Source organism: Flavisolibacter ginsengiterrae DSM 18136 (genome assembly GCF_059568575.1).
Genome location: NZ_JCANTR010000014.1, coordinates 1 through 24649, shown reverse-complemented (window position 1 = coordinate 24649; position 24649 = coordinate 1). Strand labels below are relative to the sequence as shown.

The 24649-nt window shown below is 39.6% G+C and carries 24 protein-coding genes; 13 read left to right on the top strand and 11 right to left on the bottom strand.

Annotated elements, in window-relative coordinates; genetic code table 11:
- Position 1: 1 nt before the first annotated feature.
- Positions 2-1243 (top strand): hypothetical protein, encoded by a 1242-nt coding sequence (locus tag BP74_RS14820; protein WP_496375134.1) that lies wholly within the window; start codon positions 2-4, stop codon positions 1241-1243.
- Between the two features lie 26 nt (positions 1244-1269).
- Here BP74_RS14820 and BP74_RS14815 read toward each other — a convergent pair whose 3' ends face one another.
- The 9 genes from BP74_RS14815 to ric form a co-directional block, all read right to left on the bottom strand.
- The gene (locus BP74_RS14815) at positions 1270-1764 is read right to left on the bottom strand and encodes a c-type cytochrome (RefSeq protein WP_496375133.1); all 495 of its coding nucleotides are present in this window, start codon (positions 1762-1764) and stop codon (positions 1270-1272) included.
- A 121-nt stretch (positions 1765-1885) separates the two neighbouring features.
- Positions 1886-2272 (bottom strand): group III truncated hemoglobin, encoded by a 387-nt coding sequence (locus tag BP74_RS14810; RefSeq protein ID WP_496375132.1) that lies wholly within the window; start codon positions 2270-2272, stop codon positions 1886-1888.
- A gap of 28 nt (positions 2273-2300) precedes the next feature.
- Positions 2301-4115, bottom strand: coding sequence for a hypothetical protein (locus tag BP74_RS14805; RefSeq protein WP_496375131.1), 1815 nt, complete (start codon positions 4113-4115; stop codon positions 2301-2303).
- Positions 4116-4275: 160 nt separating this feature from the next.
- Positions 4276-4707, bottom strand: a complete 432-nt coding sequence (locus BP74_RS14800) for an RrF2 family transcriptional regulator (protein WP_496375130.1) — start codon at positions 4705-4707, stop codon at positions 4276-4278.
- Positions 4708-5037, bottom strand: coding sequence for a metal-sulfur cluster assembly factor (locus tag BP74_RS14795; RefSeq protein ID WP_496375129.1), 330 nt, complete (start codon positions 5035-5037; stop codon positions 4708-4710). It abuts the gene before it with no gap.
- A complete protein-coding gene (locus BP74_RS14790; protein WP_496375128.1) occupies positions 5034-6326 on the bottom strand; it encodes a cytochrome C oxidase subunit I in 1293 nt (430 codons plus the stop codon). Before BP74_RS14790 ends, BP74_RS14795 begins: the two co-directional genes overlap by 4 nt.
- 1 nt (position 6327) lies before the next feature.
- Positions 6328-7134, bottom strand: coding sequence for a DUF2249 domain-containing protein (locus tag BP74_RS14785; RefSeq protein WP_496375127.1), 807 nt, complete (start codon positions 7132-7134; stop codon positions 6328-6330).
- Positions 7135-7145: 11 nt separating this feature from the next.
- The gene (locus BP74_RS14780; RefSeq protein ID WP_496375126.1) at positions 7146-7598 is read right to left on the bottom strand and encodes a hypothetical protein; all 453 of its coding nucleotides are present in this window, start codon (positions 7596-7598) and stop codon (positions 7146-7148) included.
- Between the two features lie 100 nt (positions 7599-7698).
- Entirely contained in the window at positions 7699-8913 is a 1215-nt protein-coding gene (ric, locus tag BP74_RS14775; RefSeq protein WP_496375125.1) for an iron-sulfur cluster repair di-iron protein, read from the bottom strand.
- Positions 8914-9117: 204 nt separating this feature from the next.
- Between ric and BP74_RS14770 the strand changes: the two genes are divergently transcribed.
- The 9 genes from BP74_RS14770 to BP74_RS14730 all read left to right on the top strand — a co-directional run bounded on the left by BP74_RS14770 (position 9118) and on the right by BP74_RS14730 (position 17970).
- On the top strand, positions 9118-9591 hold the full coding sequence (locus BP74_RS14770; protein WP_496375124.1) for a c-type cytochrome: 474 nt from the start codon (positions 9118-9120) through the stop codon (positions 9589-9591).
- A 31-nt stretch (positions 9592-9622) separates the two neighbouring features.
- A complete protein-coding gene (gene nosZ, locus BP74_RS14765) occupies positions 9623-11629 on the top strand; it encodes a Sec-dependent nitrous-oxide reductase (RefSeq protein WP_496375123.1) in 2007 nt (668 codons plus the stop codon).
- Between the two features lie 47 nt (positions 11630-11676).
- A complete protein-coding gene (locus BP74_RS14760) occupies positions 11677-12237 on the top strand; it encodes a fasciclin domain-containing protein (protein WP_496375122.1) in 561 nt (186 codons plus the stop codon).
- An 80-nt stretch (positions 12238-12317) separates the two neighbouring features.
- Entirely contained in the window at positions 12318-13343 is a 1026-nt protein-coding gene (locus BP74_RS14755) for a nitrous oxide reductase accessory protein NosL (protein WP_496375121.1), read from the top strand.
- 19 nt (positions 13344-13362) lie between these two features.
- Entirely contained in the window at positions 13363-14595 is a 1233-nt protein-coding gene (nosD, locus tag BP74_RS14750; protein WP_496375120.1) for a nitrous oxide reductase family maturation protein NosD, read from the top strand.
- Positions 14592-15335: an ABC transporter ATP-binding protein gene (locus BP74_RS14745; protein WP_496375119.1), complete on the top strand. Its 744-nt coding sequence runs from the start codon at positions 14592-14594 to the stop codon at positions 15333-15335. Before nosD ends, BP74_RS14745 begins: the two co-directional genes overlap by 4 nt.
- A 57-nt stretch (positions 15336-15392) precedes the next feature.
- Positions 15393-16160 (top strand): ABC transporter permease subunit, encoded by a 768-nt coding sequence (locus tag BP74_RS14740; RefSeq protein WP_496375118.1) that lies wholly within the window; start codon positions 15393-15395, stop codon positions 16158-16160.
- A 33-nt stretch (positions 16161-16193) separates the two neighbouring features.
- Positions 16194-16574: a c-type cytochrome gene (locus tag BP74_RS14735; RefSeq protein ID WP_496375117.1), complete on the top strand. Its 381-nt coding sequence runs from the start codon at positions 16194-16196 to the stop codon at positions 16572-16574.
- The gene (locus BP74_RS14730) at positions 16531-17970 is read left to right on the top strand and encodes a cbb3-type cytochrome c oxidase subunit I (protein WP_496375116.1); all 1440 of its coding nucleotides are present in this window, start codon (positions 16531-16533) and stop codon (positions 17968-17970) included. The genes BP74_RS14735 and BP74_RS14730 overlap by 44 nt, the downstream gene beginning before the upstream one ends.
- On the opposite strand, the gene BP74_RS14725 is transcribed toward BP74_RS14730, so the two are convergent.
- Positions 17944-19185: a hypothetical protein gene (locus BP74_RS14725; RefSeq protein ID WP_496375115.1), complete on the bottom strand. Its 1242-nt coding sequence runs from the start codon at positions 19183-19185 to the stop codon at positions 17944-17946. The two genes, BP74_RS14730 and BP74_RS14725, sit on opposite strands and share 27 nt — an antisense overlap.
- A 203-nt stretch (positions 19186-19388) precedes the next feature.
- Here BP74_RS14725 and BP74_RS14720 point away from each other — a divergent pair, with 203 nt between their 5' ends.
- From BP74_RS14720 to BP74_RS14710, 3 genes are read left to right on the top strand one after another with little or no spacing between them, the layout of a single operon-like run.
- Positions 19389-19766, top strand: coding sequence for a hypothetical protein (locus BP74_RS14720; RefSeq protein WP_496375114.1), 378 nt, complete (start codon positions 19389-19391; stop codon positions 19764-19766).
- Positions 19767-19824: 58 nt separating this feature from the next.
- Positions 19825-22158 (top strand): TonB-dependent receptor, encoded by a 2334-nt coding sequence (locus BP74_RS14715; protein ID WP_496375113.1) that lies wholly within the window; start codon positions 19825-19827, stop codon positions 22156-22158.
- Positions 22155-23372 carry a sialidase family protein gene (locus tag BP74_RS14710; protein WP_496375112.1) on the top strand — a complete coding sequence of 406 codons (1218 nt, stop codon included), beginning with the start codon at positions 22155-22157 and terminating at the stop codon, positions 23370-23372. Before BP74_RS14715 ends, BP74_RS14710 begins: the two co-directional genes overlap by 4 nt.
- A 612-nt stretch (positions 23373-23984) precedes the next feature.
- Here the strand turns inward: BP74_RS14710 and BP74_RS14705 are convergent.
- A complete protein-coding gene (locus BP74_RS14705; protein ID WP_496375111.1) occupies positions 23985-24587 on the bottom strand; it encodes a hypothetical protein in 603 nt (200 codons plus the stop codon).
- Between the last annotated feature and the right edge of the window lie 62 nt (positions 24588-24649).

Here is a 24649-nt window from a genome sequence, read left to right as displayed (position 1 = left end):
CATGATGAGTAAAAAATCTTTCTGGATCGGGCTATGCCTGGTTAATCTTTGTATTGTTGCCCTGCTGGGAGTTACACTTAGAAGCAAGATCGTTTTCTCAATTCCTTTAATTGATTATCGCCAGGTATTAAGTGCTCATTCTCATTTTGCTTTTGGTGGATGGGTTGGTTTAAGTCTGATGACACTGCTTATTTTTAATGTACTTCCGGTATTTCATAAAAAATACATTTGGATTTTAGCCGGTATTGAAATCAGTTCCTTAGGAATGGGTTTGTTATTCCCTTTTTTTGGATATGCACTCTTTACCGTTTTCTTTTCTTCACTTTATATCCTGGTATCCTTTGCCTTCGCCTGGTATTTTCTGAATGATTTGCTTAGATCTTCTACATATCGCACTGTGAAAATTTTAGGCGTATCAGCCATAGTCTCAATGTTACTTTCTTCCCTGGGACCATTAGGGTTGTCTTATATATTATTATCTAAATCCGGCAACTCCTTACTCTACAGGGATTCCATTTATACCTTTCTGCATTTTCAATACAATGGTTTTTTTACACTTTCCGTATTTACACTTGTTTTAAACCATGTAGTTAAAAAGGATTTTCCAATTAATGCGAATGCAAAGAAGTTTGCCGTATTCCTTTGCCTTTCAATTCTACCCTCTTTGTTTCTTTCGATGCTTTGGCATAATAGTTCAATTTTATATATTATTGCTGGCATCGGGTGTGTTTTGATCCTAATCAGCCTTTTTTATTTTGTAAAATATATCGTTGATTTCCCATGGGATGATTTTTATGAGCACCGTCTGGCATTAAATATGTGGAAGCTTGCTGCTTTTTCTTTTGGTTTAAAAATGGCGCTGAATGTTGGAACCATATTTCCCAAACTTGGAAATGCCATCTATGGAAATCGACCCGTAATCATTGGGTTCCTGCACCTTGTTTTTCTAGGTTTTGTAAGCTTTTATATTCTCAGCAGCCTTATAGAAAATAATTTTTTTAGCAGGAAAAACAGGCAGATGAAGTTACCTTTTATACTTTTTGGAGTTGGCATTGTTGCCAATGAAAGTTTATTAATGCTGCAGGGACTGGAAATATTATTTAAAACAAACAGTTCATTGTATAGCTGGCTATTATGGGGCGTTAGCATCATTTTATTTACTGGGGCAGCTACCATTCTTATTTCATTCCTGGTAGCGGATAAATATATTCCCAGGCAAAAAAAAGAGGCTGCCTTAGTATAGACAGCCTCAACAAATATTAGTGGTAATTATTTTTTGCCATCATTATTACGCATAAATTCTAAAACTGACCTTGCATCTGCTTCAGTAAGTCCCTGGTTTGGCATTTTTACCAGACAGACTTCGAGCATATTTTGAGCTGCAGAATCTTTTTCTATCATTTCTTCCGTATTGGTAACGAAATTCATAATCCACTCAGGTGTTCTTCTATCGGTCACACCTTTCCAACCCGGACCAACTAATTTCTCATCAGTAGTTTTATGACAGGATGAACATTTTACATCATAGATTCCTTTACCTGAAGCAACCATTTTCTCATCAAGAGGATGTGTCAGCTCAACACTTTTATGAGGTCCAATACCTTTTGGATCTGATCCTTCAGAGGCTATGCTACCACCCCCGGTTTTTGCTGCAGTTTCATTGGAAGTAGAGCTTTCTTCTTTTTTCTCACCACCGGAATTACATGAAGCAAATACAGCCATACTAACGCAAAGGAGCAATCCTAAAAAATTCTTCTGAGTCATATTATTTGATTTTGGTTTTATATAAAGTTATCATTCTTACATTACTATGACATAAAAAATGTGCCAGTAAGTCTAACGGGAACATTTATCCTTTTTTCAATTCATCTAATTGCCTTCATAATCATTCAACAGTAACCTGTTTTTTATAATTCGCTGTTCTGGCAAGGAAGATCTGCGCCATCTTCTGTCCTCTCCATTTAGCTTCCTGGGCTATATTACCTATAAACAAGTGGTCAACTGTTTCATTAAATAATTCAACCCATCGTTCATAATGCGTATAATTGATATCTAATGTGCCATGTGGCGGAAATGGTGCGCCAAAATAAGTATGTTCATCAAGCAGTACAGTTTGCCAAAAACTATACATTTTTTCCAGATGCTCAGGCCATCGATCGCGGATGCGATCGTTGAAAATAAACGAAAGCATGTCATCCTCCCGAACCTTTGCATAAAAAGAATCAACCATGAGTTTAATATCCTCAATTGCAACAATATCTCCCTTTTCCATTCTTAATTTCTAATTGTTATTGGCTTATTTATACACAAAAATTTTCACAGGATGCCATCTCCATTTTTTCCCTCATGGACTGAATCCTCATTGTTTCCTCCTGAAGTGAATGATGGAATGAATGACTCAATAACTGAGATTCGTTGATGGTATTATAATAGGATATACCTGCCATTAAATTATCAATAAAGGAAGTATAGAATTTAATTTTCTTATCATCCAATAATCCTTGCGCTGATAATTCTTCCTCCAGGTAATTGACATAGAGGTTCAATTCATTGATGAACATATGAGGACGTTCCACACCTTCCAGCAGATCAGTTCTGCCATAAATATGGTCAGCCATGGTCTGTAAAGAAACCTTTTTAGAAAAATATATGATATTCGGACCCGGGCAAATAGTTACTGCATCAAGATGTTTAATCAAAGTCTTGTCATAATTAATAGCAGCCGCATTACTCAACCCTATACACAAACATTCCTTATCAAGTACAGACTTAAGTTGTTTTTGATATTCAATTTCAGGTAATCCCATTTTGTTTAATTGGGATATTTTTAATTTCTGGTATTTGAACGAGGCTGTACAAATAGGCTTTTCAGTAAATTCTGTATTAAACTCCAGGTGCTTTTCAGTACAAGGGCTTCCTGGTTTGCCATTTTTTATTCGCTCCAGTTTTTCTGAATGGGAAGTAGTTCCCTTCAGGTAATGAAATCTTACTCCCAATGGCGAATTATTACTAAGCAAAACATCCTCTTGCTTTGCATTACATAACAGTTCTAAAGTTGCCTCATCCACTGTTGTTGCCTCGGGAACTAACAGGAATGGTGTGCCCCATCCTGTACTATCAACATTATAATACTCGTGTAAAAACGCATCTTCTGCAGCCGTACCTATCCCACCTTGGACTGAAATAGAAATAGCGGGTGCACAACCTGGCACATCCAATCCTTTCTTCTCAAGAGCGTTCTTATAAATATCAAATACGGAATTCACCAATTCCTCTTTCCTGGACTTGAATTCTTCCAAAATCGGTCCCATCAGAAATCCATCAGTCGCAAAAGCATGACCACCGCAATTAAGCCCAGACTCAATACGGAACTCACTTACCCAAATACCCTTCTTAGCCAGGTATTTGCTTTGGATCAGGGCAGACCTGTAATCACTCACTTTCACAATGATCCGTTTTTGAAAAACACCGTTTTTGTCAGGTTGGAATTCATTGCATTTTTCAAGGTAATTATAGAGCCGCGGATTCATACCAGCTGAAAATATTACAGAGGAATTGGAAAGATCGCTGTTTGCATATCCTTTGAGGGCAGTTATTGCATCAGAACCATCTTCTAAAAGGTCTCCATTTTTAGAATAATTGTTCTTATCAATCTTGGTCATGATATTCACATCTATGCTCCCGGGAATAACATTAGACCTTAAAAAAGATTCCAGCTCCAATTTTTCAGCCGGGTCAGTAATGCTTCTTACCTTATTATACATTTGTTTCAAAGGACTTGCCTCTGGCAATAATTCAAAATATTTGACTATTTCTGATCCTGCCTCAAATGCGGAGTTGCGAATTCTTTCTAATTGCAGAAGTACAATCTTGTTTACCAGGTTTAGGTAGTCAGTGATTCTTTTTGTTCGATAATCCGGTTGACTTGTCGGAATAGGAATATAGGCCTCATTAATAAAAGGGTAATAATGACTCCTCATCAATTCGATCAACCTGTCTTCAACAATCGATATGGCAGAACCGATGCCAAATCTTGCCACCTTGATGGGAGAATCAATAGTGTAAGCCAGGCCCATTACAGGAATATGGAAGCTATGCGGTGAGGAATTTTTCATTTAGATAATTGGTATAAAGAAGTAAAAGCCAAATAGAATTACTATTCAACGGAAAATATTTTTAGAGATTACAATCAATTGAAAAAATAGGTGCAAATATACACACAGAATATTTAAGGATAATTCTATCTTCTATTATTACTGTTAATTTTAAAGTTCATCAACCAAATAAATAAGCCAATCCATTACTAACAGGCGTGCATAGATCCACTACTTTATTTTTGCGGAATATTCTCTCAAGGATGTCTCTGGCTTCTTTATAATTGTTATGTATAGGACATGGATGGGTTGCCGAACAACGACTCAAACCTAATCCACATGTAGTAAAGGCCTCATTACCATCAATCGCTTCTACAATGTTGATAATAGGCTGTTTGAGTTGCTGGTTGGTAATATAAAATCCACCGGATGGGCCCTTAAGGCTATTGACCACCTGTTGCTTTACCAATATTTGCAACAATTTACCTACGGTATGTTCGCTGGCATCAATATATTCTGCAATTTCTTTGATTCCCGGCTTATAGCCCTTATCATATTTTGTAGCCAGGAATATAACAGCTTTTATTGCCGTCTTACATGTATAGCTCAACATCTATTCACCATTTAAATATTTTAGCCCTTGTTCTGAAACTTTTTCAGTGCTCCAGGGTGGATCAAAAACCAGTTCAAGATTTATTGCATGACCAGGGAATGCTTGTTGCAATGCTTTTACAGCACCATCCCTTATACTCTCTCCCATAGGACAGAATTGGGTAGTTAGGGTCATAGAGACAAAACAAGCTGTTGTATCATCATCAAAATCTACCTGGTATATCAAACCCAGGTCCACAATATTCAAACCTATTTCAGGGTCAATGACATTATGCAATGATGCCAGGGCAATAGCGCATTTCTCCTCGTTATTTGTAATTACTGCATTCATCTGATCAAAGGTTTGTGCAACAGCATTTTCATTACATTCCAATTATAAAGAGCAGATGCAATAACCAATAATACTGCAGCCACTTGCAATAACATAGAATTGACAATTAAGATACCAGCCATAAACAAAATAAATCCTCCCAGAAAAGTTAATGCCATAGTGTTAAAAACAGGCGAACTAAAAAGATCCTTTGGATTGGGTGTCTTCCCAATACCGCCCTTATCATGATATATTTTGTTCCAGACTATGAACGGCAGCGTTTTAAAAGTCATTCCGAAAATAATAGCAGTTATCCATCCAAAAAATATGGAAAATCCATAGGCTAATATTTCTTTTGAACCCTGGTTGCCTGATCTTAAAACAAAGCCTATCAGAACAGCCAGGAATATCATTGGCAGAGCCATCATAGTAATGGAGAGCAAGGATATTTTCATTTGCTCATCCACATTTTTCCGGATACGCTGTTTAAATGCGAGGTAACAAAATCGGCCAAACAGTATTAAGGCTATAAGTAAGGAACTAACCGGAACCATGTACCACATACTTACAGATTGTAAGATGAATAGTATTATAAATGCAAGCAGGGCGCCATTTGTTAGTCCATATATACTCCATAGATACCTGTCGTTATGAAATTTGGATATCAGGAACATGGGAATAAGCCTCGAGCCAACTCCCATCACCAGTAATAAAAACCAACCGATAATTCCGATATGCGCATGTAGGGAAAGGTAATGTATGGAAGCGGCGGGCAAAACAGGGTGAGAAAAATTACAGACAAGGAGTAGCCCAATAAGCGTAGTGATCATCAACCAAAAAGTTGCTGTCAATACAAAAAGTGCATACACATTCTTATTTGGCGACTTCCAGATGGATAATACCATATTTATCAAAAAAAACAATACAGCTCCGTTGATCAACAAAGCCCCTGTGACAGCAAACCATCCAAAATGAAACGTAAAAAAAGAAATGACAAGTATGGGGATACCTACTGCTGCCATTGCAAAGGATAAATAAGCCAGCAATGTACTATGCAGTCTTGCTTCAATCAATACGGGGACCAATTGATGACTCGCGCCCAGAATGATCATAGTTCCCCAGCCTAAAGCCATGGTATGTGTAATGGCCAGTGTCCTGGGTTGAAAATAATGCTGAGTAAAAGAATGGTAGGAACAAAACAACAAAATAGTAGCAACAAAAAAGGAAAGGGCGGCATAAACATAAAAAGGAATGACGACCTTGTAGGTGGTGTTTTTAATCAGCTCCGTTTTTACAGTTTGGACTTTCATTTCAATTCCTGAAAATTAAAAGCTGCACATCATTATCACTAATTTCCTTGATCCTGTATTCAAACCCTCTTTGATCTAATTCAGGCAAAAGGAATACCGGGATACGCTTATGATAAACCAGGAGGGCCGAATTACCTGTTATATTATCTAAAGCTGTTAAAATATGCATCATAGGCTGTGGCATTTCCAGTTGGCGTACATCAATACTTTGAATGTTTGAACCATATTTTTTAATCACTTCATCCCAACCATAATTTTTAGCTTGAGGCTCTGGAGAAAGAGATACAGTAGCTATTCCCTTTTTAGAAAAATAGGTTTCAATATGATCTGTATCTATGTTTTGAACATAAGTTTCAAAACCCTTCTTTTCCAATAAAAGTATCAGCGGAGTAGGCTCAAAACTATTGATCACTTTTAATACACCCCCAGGCTCTATTGACTTTATCTTACTTAGGATAATACCAAGAGGATCCTCTCCTGAAGCTATAATAGGCCTAACGTCTAACTCTACCAAATGCCTGGAAACTATAGAGCTCATAAATTCAGGCGCAAGCTTCTTCTCTTCTCCATTTGGTACAAATGACCGGTCAATTTTAAAACCAAAAGGCTCAAGTTTTTTGTAGAAATCCTCTGGTTCACAACCTCCAAACTTACAAGCTGTGGCCAAACTTGTTCTTCCAGCCATAAGCTTGCGTAGTATAGGATTTCGAAGCTTCTCAAACTTTGCACTGATTTCTATAATAGCATCCAGCGCACCAGGCTCCTCTTTTAAAATAGCGCCGATCTTAGTATTGGAATTAATGGTCATGGCAATTCAAATTAATTTGTATAGCTGTTGACATGGCTATAAATTGTTTCGATTAATTGTGAGGCTTCAGTTGTATCTTTTGATTTCGCCAGCGAGGGTATATTCATAAATAAAGGAGTTAGCCATGTATGTAGTGCTTCATGGTCAGCTCCCTTCATTCTGCAATCACTGATCAATTTATCCAATTGCTTCTGCATTTGTGCTCCCGCCTCATTGTACGCCTGTAAACCTGGATTTTTAATTTGTTTAAGCTGTCCAACTATTTGTTGTAAAGAAGAAATATTTTCATTTGTAACCGCATCACTCTTCCATTTTTTACCCTGGTCCAGATGAACGGAATCAGCTAAAACCCCGTGCTGATGTTGCTCTGAATCTGGTTCTTTCGCCCCTTCCTTTATGGTTGTATTGTTATTACATGAGAGAATTAGAGCAAAAAACAATACATATAATAACCGCGGCTTCAATTCAGAAAATTTTATTCATTACTTATTGCGCAAACATCAGGAAGAAATTGATCCTGGCAGTCAGGGTACTTGATCCCCGCTGCCAGGAAATTGTTAAACACTATTGCTTTTCCATCTTTAAAGCTTTTGGAAATAATATGTTGTTTTCCAAATGAATATGAATAAAAAGGTCAGATTCAAATTCTTCGAGCATTTTAAATAATAATTGATAGCTCGCACAGGCATCTTCCGGTACCGCATAATTGTTTGTCAGCACCCTGATCTTTTCAAGATTTTTGCCAACCTCTTCATGCTCATGCTCCATCATATTTATTGGATTCTGAACAGTACCAAAACCAGTAGGCTCCAGGTTTTTGCCATTGATTTTAGCCGTTTCCAATTGTTTAATAAAAGGAAAAAGAATGCTTTCTTCTTTAACCATATGACTGGTCAGCTCCTCATTAATATCTTCTACCAGTTGACTTACAGGCACCAATTCTGGATGATGCGCACCATGAACTTTGGCCACTTTAGTGGCATAGGTCCTTAACTCAGGCAAAGTCTTTGTAACATAACTATGGTGTGTATTTACAATATAATCCGCCAGGAAGCTTAAGCTCCAGTCATTATATGGCAATGGTCTTGTAAATGCCGCCACTTCTGCATTTTGTAATTCTTCCTCGACTTTTGTAGCGTCAATTCCTTTATCTGCGCAAGCCTGTCTAACCGTTTTCTTGCCTCCACAGCAAAAGTCAAGGCCATATTTTTTAAATATCTCGGCTTTACGAAGGTCTTTCGTAGCTATTTCACCTAATGTTTCAACCTCTCCATCATTTTTCCGTATCTGAATTCTCCACCATGGGCCCTTTTCCAAATATTCCCAGCTGAAAACATTACCTCTCTCACCAAGCATTTGATAATATAAAGGTTTCGGATCATGATCATTTAATATCTGGAAAGCCTGGCCTGGTTTCAAGGCATCAAAATGTTTAAAGATCGTTGGATGTTTTAACCTGGGCTCAATAAGTGTAACATTCAATACAAAATTATCCTGCACACTTTCTATGTTATTCTCTTTCACGACTGTTGTTGGTACTGCACTTACCCCGGTTTTAGAGATCTCCACTTTCCACACCTCAGGCCCGTTTTCAACTTTCTTCCAGGTAAACACATCTCCTTTTTCAGCTTTCATTTCATAATAAAGCGGAATAGGGTCATGATCATTGATCAACAGGAAAGATTCTCCGATTTGCAGATCATCAAATTTCTTTAATACTGTAGGATGCTTTTGAGCCGGGGCCAGCTCTGGTACAAAAAGGCTATCAATTGTTTGCATATCTAAAATGATTAAATTTAGAGAATAAAAGTATTCCAATACTTCTATTGCAAAACATGACTTTCATCATATCGTGCCAAAATCGGAAAACGTGATTAATATCATCTTCATCAATGATTGCCATCACTACCCAAGGAAAAGGGGGAAAATAATTTTGCCATATTAGACATAGATGTCTCTTTTGAGAAAAACAAAAATTGCAACATGAAGAAAAAAACAATTTGGGCCACTTCACTAATTGTAGTTTCAACAATGTTCTTTATTGCCTGCGTTGACAAAACACCCAGCCATAAAGACCCTTTGGACACACAAGAACTTACCAGCAACCAAACCGAAGTTCATGGTAAGGAAATCAAACCCGGAGATATTCAAATTACCAATCCTCTTAATGCTCAATGGGTAGCTGATGGAAAGGCTATTTACGATGTAAAATGCCAAAGTTGCCACAAGCTAACAGATGAAAAATTGGTGGGCCCGGGTTGGAAAGGAGTTACTAAGCAAAGAAAACCTGAATGGATCATGAATATGATCACTAATGTGGACATGATGCTGGAAAAAGATCCCGCAGCTCAAAAATTACTGGAAGAATGTTTGGTACGCATGCCAAACCAGAACCTCACTACGGATGAAGCCAGGAAAGTATTGGAATTTCAACGGAGCAACGACGGAGAGAAATAAACACAATCATTAAAAATTTAATCTTTCAAAAATGAATACCACTTCAAGCAGATTTTTATCAACTATGGCCATAACGGCCATAGCAGCTGTTTCACTAAACAGCTGTAAACCTAAAGGCGCCGAAGCTGCTATCAGCGGTGATGCGGCCTCCAAAGTTTACGTTGCTCCAGGTAAGTACGACGAATTCTACGATTTCGTATCTGGTGGCTTCAATGGCCAAATGAGTGTTTACGGCATTCCTTCAGGTCGTTTATTACGCATTATCCCTGTATTTTCGGCTTTTGCAGAAAATGGTTGGGGGTTTAGTGAAGAAACAAAACCGATGCTAAACACCTCCCATGGATTTGTGCCCTGGGACGACCTGCACCACATTGCATTATCCACAACGAATGGCGAGCATGATGGTCGTTGGGCATTTGCCAATGGAAACAATACTCCCCGTATTGCCCGTGTGGATCTGAAAACATTCCGCACTGCAGAGATCATGGAGATACCTAACAGTGCCGGTAACCACTCCTCTCCTTTTATTACGGAGAACACTGAATATACTATTGCAGGAACACGCTTTAGCGTTCCGATCCAGGGTAACCAGGATGTTCCAATCAATACCTATAAACAAAACTTCAAAGGAACCATCAGCTTTGTGAAGGTGGATTCTTCCACCGGACGTATGAACATTGCCTTCCAGATCTTAACACCTGGTGTCAACTTTGACCTTTCCCGTGCAGGAAAAGGAAAATCACATGACTGGTTCTTCTTTAGCTGCTATAACTCTGAAAAAGCAAACACGCTTTTGGAAGTTAATGCATCAGCAAAAGATAAGGACTTCATTATGGCTGTGAACTGGAAAAAAGCCGAAGCATATGCTAAAGCAGGTAAAGGCAAAATGGTTCCGGCAGAATATGCACACAATGTGTATGATGAAGTGAAACACCAGGCTACCTCCACTATTGAAAAGCAGGTATTGATGTTAGATCCGAAGGATTGCCCTGATATGATCTATTTCATCCCTTGCCCTAAATCACCCCATGGAACAGACGTTGATCCCACAGGTGAGTATATAGTAGGCTCTGGTAAACTGGCCGCATTGATCCCGGTATTTTCCTTTACCAAGATCCAGCAGGCTATCGCCAATAAAACTTTTGATGGCACATTTGATGGTTTCCCCATTCTTAAATATGAAGCAGTATTACATGGTGAAGTTCAAAAACCAGGTCTGGGCCCTTTGCATACAGAATTTGACAATAATGGTAATGCCTATACCTCCATGTTCGTTTCTTCAGAGATCGTTAAATGGAATATTAAAGATGTAAAGGTGCTTGACAGGGTACCTACCTATTATTCTATTGGTCACTTAAGCGTTATGGGCGGACCTACAAGAAAACCTTATGGTAAGTATATGGTCGCCTACAATAAGATAACCAAGGACCGTTACCTGCCAACAGGACCAGAGCTGGCTCAAAGCGCACAATTATATGATATCAGTGGCGACAAAATGAAGATGATCCTTGACTTCCCAACCGTAGGTGAGCCGCACTATGCAGAAGGAATTCCTGCAGATAAGATCAGGAATAATAGTGTTAAGATCTACAAGATAGAAGAAAACCAAAATCCATATGTTGCTAAAGGTGAAGCACAAACAAAAGTGGTACGCAATGGCACTGATGTCCATGTATATATGACGGCTATCAGGAGTCACCTTACCCCTGATAACATTGAAGGTATCAAACAGGGAGATGTTGTTTATTTCCACGTTACCAACCTTGAGCAGGATTGGGATGTTCCACATGGCTTTGCTATTAAAAATGCAAACAATGCTGAAATACTGATCATGCCTGGTGAAACACAAACTTTAAAATTCATTGCTGACAAGGTAGGAATCTTTCCTTTCTATTGCACCGACTTCTGTTCAGCATTACACCAGGAAATGCAGGGATATTTGAGAGTGTCTCCAAAAGGAAGCAATGTTGCTTTACTGTTCAGCACTGGTAAGAATTATCCACCTGCTGACTCAACAACCAAAACAGTTAAACCATAATTATCCAGGGGCCTGGCCAAAGCAGGCCCCTTACCAAAACTATTTATATGAAAAAGATGTTCAACTTTTCCCTATTGGCAGCAGTTCTTATTTTGAGCTCCTGCAATAACACAGCAACTCCAACAACACAAACAGAAACTACTGAAGCTACCCCTGCTGCCGGCCAGTCAGCCGTTCAGGATAATGAATCAGCAAAGGATGTGGTTAAGGTTGCTGCTTCATCAAAAGACCATACTACACTCGTAGCCGCAATCAAACAGGCTCAGTTGGTAGACGCATTATCAAATGCGGGACCGTTCACTGTTTTTGCTCCTACCAATGCAGCTTTTGATAAATTACCTAAAGGGACTGTTGAAGATCTGATGAAACCAGAGAACAAAGAAAAATTGCAGGACATCCTGCAATACCATGTATATGTTGGCAGTTTAAATACGGACCTGATGCAGGATGGCCAAACGTTGAACGAAGTAAATGGTGGCAATATTACCATCAGCAAAAAAGATGGCAAAGTGATGATCAACAATTCAGCTACTATAATAGCATCCATCCCGGCTTCCAATGGCATTATTCATGTTATTGATGCAGTTCTGCTACCGCCTGCCAAATAGAACTTTGATTGTATCAACATCTTTCCGGAAAACCCCGCTTTAGGGCGGGGAGTTTCCCGGAAGTTTTAAATAAGCGTAGTATGTCTAAGATGAGCCTCCCTTCCAGAATCATTATTGCTATAGGATCCCTTGCTTTAATAGCTACATTCTTTCTCCCTGTTTGGTTTATATTCCTGATTGCGCCACAGTACCCTGAAGGTTTGACCATGAATATATGGCTGAACAAGATAACAGGCCAGGTGGATATCATTAATGGTTTGAATCACTACATAGGCATGAAACATATAAAGGCAGAGATGTTTCCTGAGTTTGGATTCCTGGTTTATATAGTTGGTTTCTTTATAGCCTTAGGTCTTCTGGTTGCCATTGCCGGACGCCGCAAACTCCTATTCTACTACCTTATACTTACAGTATTAGGCGGCATTGCTGCCATGGTCGACTTTTATAAATGGGGATATGATTATGGACACAACCTTGATCCCAAAGCTGCTATACAGGTTCCCGGTCTTTACTATCAGCCTCCTCTGATCGGGCACAAAACCCTTTTGAATTTTGATGCGTATTCTTACCCGGATGTAGGCGGATGGGTTGTGATTGGTGTAGGCATACTTTTTTTCCTTGTGTATTTCTTTGAGTTATACCGCACAAAGAAAATGAGACCTGTTTCCATCATGAAAAAAACCATTCCTGCAGTTGGTATGCTGCTTGTATTACTTTCTTCCTGTAATGCACAACCTACAGCTTTTAATATTGGTAAAGACAATTGTGATGATTGCAAAATGACAATCATGGATGCCAGATTTGGCGGGGAGGTCATTACAAAGAAAGGAAGAGTTTACAAATTTGATGATGCGCATTGCCTGGCCAATTTTATGAAATCAAATACAGTGAAGAAGGAAGATGTAGCACAGACTGCCTTTGTAAATTATGAAAGCCCCCATACATTCTTAAAAGCTGAATCTACTTTTTTCGTGGTTAGCCCACAATTGAAAAGCCCAATGAACAGTAATGCAGCCGCCTTTGCCAATGAGCAGGCAGCTCAAAAAACAGCAAAAGAAATCAACGGGATTGTTGAGAACTGGACAAAATTGTCCGCATCGCTTTAGAAGAAGATACACCAACGAAATGAAACGAATTCTAACCATACTCTTACTATTCTCATTTTATGCCTCCACGGCAAAAACGATCATAGTAGGTAAAAATCAAATTATAACTTCCCTGCGCAAGGCCATTGCAATGGCCGCCAATAAAGATTCCATCCTTTTGCAACAAGGTGTTTACAAAGAAGGAAACATCATTATTAACAAACCCATTTTTTTAATAGGCGTTAATGCACCTATCCTCGATGGAGAGAACAGGTACGAGATACTTACAGTAAGCACAGACGGCGCTGTAATAAAAGGAATTGAATTCCGCAATGCCGGATACTCCAGCACCAATGATTTCGCTGCCATTGGTGTGATAGATGCAAAAAATATTATTATAGAAAATAACTCCTTCACCCATACCTATTTTGCCATTCATTTTGCCAATGCCTCGGAAGGACTGATCATTGGAAATACAATTGTGGGTACTCCCAAAACTGAACAAACATCAGGCAATGGCATCCACCTTTGGAAATGTAACAATATGGTGGTGGAAAGCAATGATATCCAGGGGCACAGGGATGGCATTTATTTCGAATTTGTTACCAACTCCATTATACAACAGAATAACAGCCATAATAATATCCGTTATGGCCTGCACTTTATGTTTTCCAACAATGACGCGTACCTGGAAAACACTTTTAATAATAATGGTGCAGGTGTGGCAGTGATGTATTCGCACCATGTGCTGATGCAAAGAAATGTCTTTGAAAATAACTGGGGCGGCAGTGCCTATGGCTTATTGTTAAAAGAGATCTCTGATGGAACTATAATCCAGAACCAGTTTGTTCAAAATACAGCGGGCATTGTAATGGAAAGTACTAACCGCATTGATGTGCAATTGAATTCCTATAGGGGCAATGGCTGGGCGCTACGCATCCAGGCCAGTTGCAATGACAATACGGTTCATCACAATAATTTCCAGGGAAACACTTTTGATGTAGCCACAAACGGCACGCTGATGTTGAATGAGTTTTATAATAACTATTGGGATAAATATGAAGGCTATGATATGAATAAAGATGTGGTTGGTGACGTGCCCTATCATCCTGTCAGCATGTACTCCATGGTTATAGAACAAAATCCAAATGCTGTCATTTTATTACGCAGCTTTATGGTATCACTTTTGGACAAAGCAGAAAAGGCAATACCAAGCCTTACCCCCGAAAACATGACAGACAGTAAACCTTTAATGAAACCTTTATCACTATGATCTCTATTCAGAATATCAACAAAAGATTCAAAAAGCTCCAGGCATTAGATAACATCAATGCTGAGTTCAATAAGGGACAGGTCATTTCCCTGATAGGACCAAATGGTTCAGGTAAAACCACCCTCATCAAATCTATTCTTGGACTGGTAAGACCAGACAATGGACTGATCACATTCAACAGTGTTCCGGTAACAGAAGATGTTGCCTACAGAAGCAACATTGGGTATATGCCCCAGATTGGCAGGTACCCTGATAATATGAAGATAGGCCAGTTATTCAGCATGCTGAAGAACCTGCGTAGTTCAAATAAAGTTTTAGATGAAGAGTTATATTTCAAGTTTAAGCTTGATACCATTCTTGATAAATCCATGCGTGCCTTATCAGGAGGCACAAGACAAAAAGTGAGTGCTGCCATTGCCTTTCTTTTTGATCCTGAGGTCCTGATTTTAGATGAGCCAACTGCAGGCCTTGACCCATTGTCATCAGAAATATTGAAAGAGAAGATCCTGGTTGAAAAAGAAAAGAATAAACTGATACTTATCACATCACATGTGCTGACTGACCTGGAAGAAATAACGACAGATGTAATGTACCTGCAGGATGGAAAAGAAATATTCTTCAAATCAATGAGTGAACTGCAAAAACAGACAGGTGAAGAAAAATTAACCAAGATCATAGCCCATATGATGAAAAACGGGCTCCAGAAAAAGGAAGTTAGTTATTTAAAGATTGCAACATAGATCCATTAACACCAATGTCTACCCTAAACAGAAGTTGAGGTTAAAATAAAAATTTATATGCTCAAGATATCAAAATATGTTCTGTACGATATTCTAAGAAACCGGGTAATGCTCGGGTATACAGCATTCCTGTTTATCGTATCTATATCTCTCTTCCAGATGGAAGAGAACAGCTCGAAAGCTATGTTAAGCCTGCTCAACATAGTATTGATCGTTGTCCCACTTATTAGTATGATCTTCTCCACTATTCACTGGTACAATTCCTATGAGTTTATTGAATTGATGCTGACACAACCAATTAGCCGCAAGAAAGTGCTTTTGAGTGAATATGCCGGCATCAGTTCATCACTTGTTACAGCTTTCCTGATTGGTGTAGGGGTTCCGGTATGCATTTACAATTTCAATGATACGGGAGTCTCCCTTTTATTGATAGGCAGCCTGCTGACACTGATCTTTACCTCGCTCGCTTTTCTTGCCTCCGTAAAGTCAAAAGATAAGGCCCGGGGCATTGGTGTAGCACTTTTATTGTGGTTCTACTTTGCACTGATCTACGATGGGCTGGTACTGCTTATTTTATTTGCCTTTAGTGATTACCCCCTTGAAAAGATCACACTGGTCTTGTCCTCGCTAAACCCGGTGGACCTCGGGCGCATCTTTATCATGTTGAATATGGATATAAGTGCTCTTATGGGTTATACAGGTGCCATGTATAAAGACTTCCTTGGTAGCAGCACGGGCATGATCTATACACTCGGTATACTGGTAATATGGATGCTGGTACCATTGACCATTGCCATTCGTTCCTTTAATAAAAAAGACCTGTAAATAAATGGCAGGAATTGTTCATAAAACTTTGCAATGACAAAGATTATTATTGCCTGTATCCTTTTTGCAACCTTCATCATTTACACCGGGTTCATTTACACACGTGGTACGGCAAGTGATATCATTGTTCCTGCCGCCACACAACAAATGGTGAGCGAGGGCAAACAGATCTACCAGCAATATAATTGCCAGTCATGTCACCAGATATATGGCCTGGGTGGCTACCTAGGTCCTGATCTAACCACGGCATGGTCCGATCCGCACAGGGGGAAAATGCTTATCAAAGCCATGCTTGTATCGGGAGGTAACCGCATGCCGGCATTTCAATTCAAAGAAGAACAAATTGAGGCTCTCATGGCCTATTTAAAATATGTTGACACAACAGCCACCCCAATTAAGCCCGGAATTAGGTAACAGCTATATCAAGCAAAGCTTTAAGACCGATAAGGTTGCACTTGCTTTTTTGGCTATGGCAGTGTCCTACCTGTTGCTTGGTTTAACTTTTGGTGTTTTGGGTAGCCTGCAATACCTCCTGCCTAAATTCTTGTATAACTACCTGGCCTTTCAAAAAACAAGACCCCTGCATGTTTACCTCGCCATTTCATGGATCTTTACTGCGGCTCAAGGTGGTTTATATTATTACCTGCCCCGTTTGTCCCACAGCAAATTATACTGGCCTTCTGGCGCATGGCTTCACTTTTGGCTACAGGTATTTACCTCTCTTTCTATAGTTATAGCTTTTTTCCTGGGTTACTTTGGCGGAAGAGAATACCTGGAGTTTCCACCTTTTATGGGTCTGTTTATTGCTGCCAGTTGGTTGCCATTTGTCGTTAATTTTTTTGGAACACTCCGTCCTGTTTTTAAAACAGCGCCCGTTTATTACTTCAGCTGGACCATAGGAATTGTCTTTTTTTATATCACCTTGTCAGAAAGCTATTTGTGGGTATTTGACCATTTCAATAACAATATCACCAGGGATATTACGGTTCAATGGAAAGCATTAGGGTCTATGGTTGGGAGCTGGAATATGCTTGTTTATGGCACCAGCCTCTATCTCATGGAACAGTTAAAAGCTGACAGGAAAATTGCGCACTCCCGCCTGGCCTATTTCTTTTTCTTCCTGGGATTTGTGAATTTGATGTTTAACTGGGGACATCATACCTATATAGTACCTGCTGCCCCCTGGGTAAAGACCGTTGCCTATGTGATCAGCATGACTGAATTGTTGATCTTTGGACACCTGCTGTTCCAATTCAGAAAAACCATCTCCAATACACTACGATTTTATCATTCCATACCATTCAGGTTTCTATCATTTGCCGACTTATGGATCTTCCTGAACCTGGGAGCTGCGATAGTCATTTCCATACCTGCATTAAATTTCTATACGCATGGCACACATATAACCGTTGCTCATGCCATGGGAACCACTATTGGCATCAATACCATGCTACTCTTTGCCTCTGTGTTTTATATTCTTCAGCAACAAAAGCCCGGCGCATTGCAACATAAAAGTTCAATAATCGGGAAAGGCATTATGGTCACCAATATCTCTTTGATAGTGTTCTGGACCTCACTTATCGGAAGCGGGCTTGTTAAGATCTCTGCAAGGTTAGATAATAAGGCATTTGCTCAAATGATGAAGAATTGCGAACCATTCTTCAAAATATTTGCCATTAGCGGCATAGGCATTTTGATAGGACTTGCCATACTTATTATCACGGTACTGTCTCTTATTCTTAAAAAGGACCACAACCTCGCACTGGTCAAAGATTCCAATAGCTTAGTTGAAATGGAAACGGAATTGTAAGCTCTTTCCCAGGCTATAGTTCATGTATAAGATACCTACCGGAAAAAAGAATGTGAATAATAACAGCAATCCTGTTATGTTAGGTATATCAACAAACGGGCTGAATACCAATAGTAATTCAGTAGCTATAAAACCAAACAGGAAGAAGCTATAACCTAGTCTTGATTGTTTATTGAGCTGAACGCCATCAAAGACCCTGGAAAAAATAAACAGGCTTACAAATCCCAAAAGAATAAGATGTAAATAAGCGATCACCAGGTTCCTTTGATGATAACCTAATAAGGCAAAATAGGGGAAAGCACTTGCCAGTTGCAACAATAGCTTAGCTGCAAACGCCACTATTGATAGTTTTAATATAATACCCTCTCTTTTAACCAGGCCTGCTGCGGCTATATCCCTGGCGAAATAAAATAATGCCATTAATTGTAGCACAGCACCCATACCCCCGATCATATTAAATAGAATAGATGGCTGGTCCCAAACAACAGACAATGCATACGTAGGTATACACGCCATATTTAAATAAGCAAATACTTTAGGTCCATACATTCCCTTACCCAAATCCTCCAGCCTTTTGTATAACAATGCCAGGATAAAAAATGTAAAAAGGCCATTGTATTGAAAATGCAAATAAAAATAGATGGAGTCGAAGTAAATTGGGGTTGATTGCTTGCCCATTACAATCAATGGACCTGTGGCAAATGGACCAATGGCTGAAATGGCCATATAGAATAATCCCCATTGAAGAAAACGATGTGAAACTGATGTTGTAGACTTTCTTAAAGCTTTCCACAACACTATAGCCAGGTAATAGCCAGATAAAATGGACAAAGTAGAAAATGTAATGCTTACCGCTTTATATCCCTGTACAGGGAAGCTCAATAACATGCCATAAGCTGATGCCATCATTAGCATGGCAATATTGTGCCAGTGTTTATAAGAGATCTTGTTTACCAACCCGGGAAAATACTTTATCACTAAAGCAACAAGCGCAGGCATTACCCAGCCGCCAAAGGCAAAATGCGAATGACCATGCAGGAGATTTTTATACTCCAGGGGAAAATGGTCAATAAATGGCAGCGTTCGAACCAGCAGCCCAATTCCTGATATAATCAATAAATTAATAAATGACAATCTTATTAACCGGCACTGTAACCTCTCTAAGCGATTGTCTATATGATCCATCTCCTGGATTTTCAGCTGTTCCTGAACCATACGCAAATTTGAGAAAAAGGACATCTAAGTCTGCTATTGAAAAAAGAAATGCTTACTGATTTCCATCATTTAATTGCCATTTTATTATTCCATTAACTGGAAGGAATATTTTAAGCATTCATATAAGTATGATTAAAATCATGTTTCAGGATGAGTAAGACTAAATTTTTCCAGATGATTAATAAAGGATATTTGCGTCTGAAATGAAAACCCTGGCTGTCATACTTCTTTCGCTGGTCACCTTACTGCAATCCTTCAGTAAGTGGATCATAATGGCAGACTATGAGATCAATAAGGAATACATCTCAAAAAACCTCTGTATCAACAAATCAAGACCAAAGCTTCATTGCAATGGCAAATGCCAGTTAATGAAAAAACTGGCGGAAGAAGAAAAACAAAATTCATCCAATAATAACAACCAGGGAAAGGCCAAGTTCCAGGACATCGTTTTTTTTCATTCCATGCGGTTATTTGAATTCAATAACCCTGGAGGCAACAGGTCAAACCCTCCTACCCACATTTATCCAGGCAAATACGAGTCGCCTGTGAGTAGCATATTCCATCCTCCTTCACTTTCCTGAAAGTTCAGCTACTCTTCGTATTTATTTTCTGTTTAAAGACTCAAAACAAACTATAGTTATGTCTGTTACCTCCAGGCTTACCCTTTTATTCATATCCATATTTACCTGCTTTCAAAGCATTGCTCAAACAACAGCCACTGGAAAGATCATTGATGCCATCACCAAAGAACCCATACAGGGAGCAACTATTCATTGCATTGACAATGCCTGCATGTGTGGATGTACTACCAATGCTGCAGGTGAATTTCAAATGAAATGCAAGGATTGCCAAAAACTAAATGTTACATCTATAGGGTATAAACCCATGGAAATATTGACCTCAGCCCGGATGGTCTACCTGGTTCCTTCTAACGGTACAATGAATGAGGTTGTCATCTCAGCCACCCGCGGTGATGCTGTTAAAAGATCGCAGGCTCCCATTGCCATTTCAAAAATTGATACCCGGTTGATCCAGGAAACCCGGGCCACTACTGTGGACCAGGTGTTGAATAAAGTAAGTGGTGTGAACATGGTAAACCTTGGCAACGAACAACACCAAATGAGCATCAGGCAGCCTATGACTACCAAAAGCCTGTTCCTTTACCTGGAAGATGGCATTCCTGTAAGAACCACAGGCTTGTTCAACCATAATGCCGTCTTGGAAATGAACATGGCAGCAGTTAAAAGCATTGAGGTGATCAAAGGTCCTTCTTCCTCTTTATATGGAAGTGAAGCTATTGGCGGAGTGGTTAATTTCATCACCATTGCACCAACAGCTATCCCTGTTGTAAAGCTTTCCCTTCAGGGAAATAATATTGGGTATAAGCGAGCTGAATTTCAGGGCAGCGTAGCCCAGGGAAAATGGGGCTTTGCCTTAAGTGGCTATTATGCTGATAAGAAGAACAGCTTTATGGAATATTCAGATTTTCATAAGGCGACCTTTACTGCAAGAGCTGATTATAACTTTAGTAACAAAACCAATTTATCCAACAGCCTCACCTATCTTAATTATTACAGCGATATGCCCAGTGGTGTGGATAGTACTATGTTCACTACCATGAAATTTATCAACCCACAAACCTTCACTTACCGGAAAGTAAATGCCACCAGGTATCGCTCTTCCCTAACGCAGAACTGGAACGATCATAGCAAAACCACCGCTACCATTATTTACAGGGAAAACGCTATTGGCCAAAATCCCAATTATCGCATAAAGGATGATTACAAAAAAGTTAACGGTACATATAAAGGCGATAAAAGCCTGGCCCATGGTGAGATCAATGTCAGCAGCTTTCATTCTTATGCTTTTACAATACAGCACAAACAAAACCTTGACTGGAAGAAAGCAGTTCTATTGGGAGGGTTTAGCATGGACCTGAGTCCTTCCAATTATAATGCAGCTTATATCCGTATCCAAAAAGATACCAATACCAAAAAATATACAGGTTACCGGGCTACCGACAGCATATTGACCAATTATGCTACGAGGATCAATAACTACGCTGCATTTACCAATTTCGAATGTAGCCCGATAGAAAAGTTACGCATAGTGGCATCCATGCGCTTTGATCTTTTTCATTACGGATTTAATAATGCCCTCAACCCATCAGCATTCAGTGGTTCCCCGGATACAACAAACTACTTTAAAAGATTTAGTCCCAAGATCGGGTTTACCTATAGTCTTTCTTCCAAAACAGGGATCTATGCCAATTACAGCCAGGGCTTTGTTCCGCCCCAGGTAACAGAGATGTACACCGGTGTAAAAGTGCCAACCCTGAGTCCTTCCCTATTTTATAATTATGAACTGGGCGGATGGGCTGAGATCATTAAAAATAAATTGAGTGCTGACCTCAGTGCCTACCTGCTGGAAGGCACCAATGAAGTGATTTCTGTAAAACTGGATGATGGATCTACAGAGAACCAGAACGCAGGCAAAACACAGCACCGAGGAATCGAATTTGGTTTGAATGGCACACCTGTTAAAGACCTAACAATCAGGGTTAGTGGTGCCTATAGCCAGCATACCTTTGTAGACTTCATAGAAAAAGGAAGCAGTTACAATGGAAATGAAATGAACAATGCACCCAAATGGATGCATAATGCGGAGATATGGTACAAGCCTTCTTTTGTCAACGGATTAAGACTGGGTGCTGAATGGCAAAGAATAGGAAGTTATTTTATGGACCCTAAGAACACGGTTAAGTATTCGGGTTATAATGTTTTGAATATCCGTGCCGGCTATAAACTGAAAGATCTGGATGTATGGTTGAATATCATGAATGCCACAAATAATTATTATTCGTACATCTCTACTAAGAGCGCCTCGGGTTATAGTTATACCCTGGCAGAACCAAGAAATTTTAATGTGGGTGTATCCTATGATTTGGCGAACCTGTTCAATTCAAAAAAATGAAAAGATTACTATACTTATTGGGGATAACCATTACTTGCCTGGCATCCTGCCAATCAGTCGATAATAAACTAGCCGGCAATATTGAAAACTCCCTCCAGGTAGATTCAATACCCGGGCAATGTCCTTACCTGGCAAAAGATGACAAGGGTAATGTGGTCATAAGTTGGGTAAGATCAAGGAATGATTCATCCAATGTATTTTGTTACGCGGTTTCACCGGATCATGGCAAAACTTTTGGACCTGCCACAGAGATACCGACTAGCACTAACATTGAGCCACATTCAGAGAATCTTCCAAAGATTATTTTTAAACCTTCCGGGGAGATCATGGCACTATGGGGTGCGGCTAATCCCAATCCAAATAATAAATATTCCGGGCTGGTCTATTATAGCCAGTCATTTGACGGGGGAAAAACCTGGTCTTCTTCAAATCCATTAGTGAATGATCAGAAAAGTTATGATCAACGCTATTATGATGTTGCCTTATTAAAAAATGGAGAAATAGGTATCATATGGCTTGACAACCGTAAAACAACTGATAAGGAAGGTTCTGCTCTGTACTTTGCTTCCACCAATGGAAGGTCAGGCTTCGTTCCTGGCAGGTTGATCAGCCAGCCTTGCTGCCAGTGTTGCCGTACTGACCTGTTTGTTGATACGCATGGCCAGGTGCATGTGCTGTACCGTGGAATTATCCAGGACAGCATCAGGGACATGGTTCATATTGTATCAACAGATGGTGGCAGGAACTTTTCACAACCACAAAGGATCAGCCAGGACAACTGGGTTTTACATGCCTGCCCACATACCGGGCCCGCCATGACTGAAAACAAAACAGGCATTCACTTTGCCTGGTTTACCGGGGGGAATAACAAGGGTTGCTTTTATAACCGGTCAACGGACAATGGCCTTAGCTTTTCCAAGCCTGAATCTATTAGTGCAATGGGCTCTCATCCACAAATGACTTCCAGTGCTGAAGGCAATCTCATGATCACATGGGATGAAACCATAAAAACAGATACCAGCGTCAATAAAAGGATTGGTATAGAGAAAAGAAACCAGGACGGAAAGTACCTCATGAAAAAATACATCACGTCCGATTCCGGCTCATCCAGTTACCCGGTAATTACTACGCTTGAAGCAAATAAATACCTGGTAGCCTATTCACAAAAAAAGGGAAAGAACACTTATGTATCCTACCAGGTGATAGAGCTATAAGGAAAAAGTAAAACTTAGATCTATGTCGTTTATGCATTGCAGTTACCTGCAATTTTAGAATTGCAACTTTATCTTGAAAAGTCATAAACTTTTAATCGCAATCACGTTGTATTAATGCAGTCCAAAGATCCTTCCTTCGTCAGGATGACAGAAAATCAGTGTTTACAGTTTGCGGTCCAATCTTTATTCCATAAAATTATAAATCAACCCACAAGGCGTACCTACGGCACGCTGTTACATTTTCATTGTTATTTTCTACCCACAAAATGTTCCTATGGAACATGAATAGGCAACGCCATTGTACGCTTTGTGCGCCTGTCAATAGAGTAAGTCGGCATATTTTAATCCTCTTATAATTGGTATTCAAATGAAATGGTATGTCCTAAACTATGTCCCATCGGGACATCTTGTCGGTAGCCAAAAAGCATAAGATTCCATAGCGTGCCGTAGGCACGCCTTGTTGGTTAATGGTACCATCAGTTGTGTATTCAGATAGCCTGTATTTCAACCTCTCCAACCTAAAGCAATTGTTTGACCTAAAGAATAACCGCAAATAATAGTTCCGTTTGACCTAAAGAACTACAAACTACACACTACAAACTACAAACTTCCTTAAACAGCATGTTTAAGGAGAAAGAAAGGTATTTGGTAATCCGCTGGAAACTCTCCCTGAAACCTGATGGTCCAGTCATAATCATCCATGTATAATTGTAAGTACTCAGTGTCTTCTGCACTCAGGGGTGCTTTCACTGTGATCTCCAGCTTGTTCTTCATCTTCTTTTCCTTTTGGGGCTTTGGCTCTTTCAGCCTTCCTGCCAGCTCCTGTTCAAAGGAAGAGAGAAGGAGTGTAAACTGCTCCTGGGTTAAGGAAGTACGCTTTTGCTCAGTAAGGAAGGTATGCAGGGCTGTGAATACCCCTGGCTTATCCATTCCCTGCTTTAAACAAACAATGGCTATGGTTCTTACCTGTTTAAACAACTGCCTGTACCTTCTTTTAACCGGTACAAAGCGGTAGATGATCGAAGAGATGATATTGCCTGTACCAAACCTTTCTGCGCTTCTGCGGCTTCCTTCAAAGGCAGGATCATTCCAGAAGCGCTTACTGCTTACGCCTGGAAGCATTCTTACCAAAAATCCCCATTCCACATCCTTATAAAAGTTGATGTCACCATCCACGGTTCCTGTTGCTGTAACGTATCCTACTTGCTTTGCCATGTGATATTGGTTTTAATAGCTGCAAGTTTTTGAAAATCCCTCTCAGTTCAAAACCCCTATGT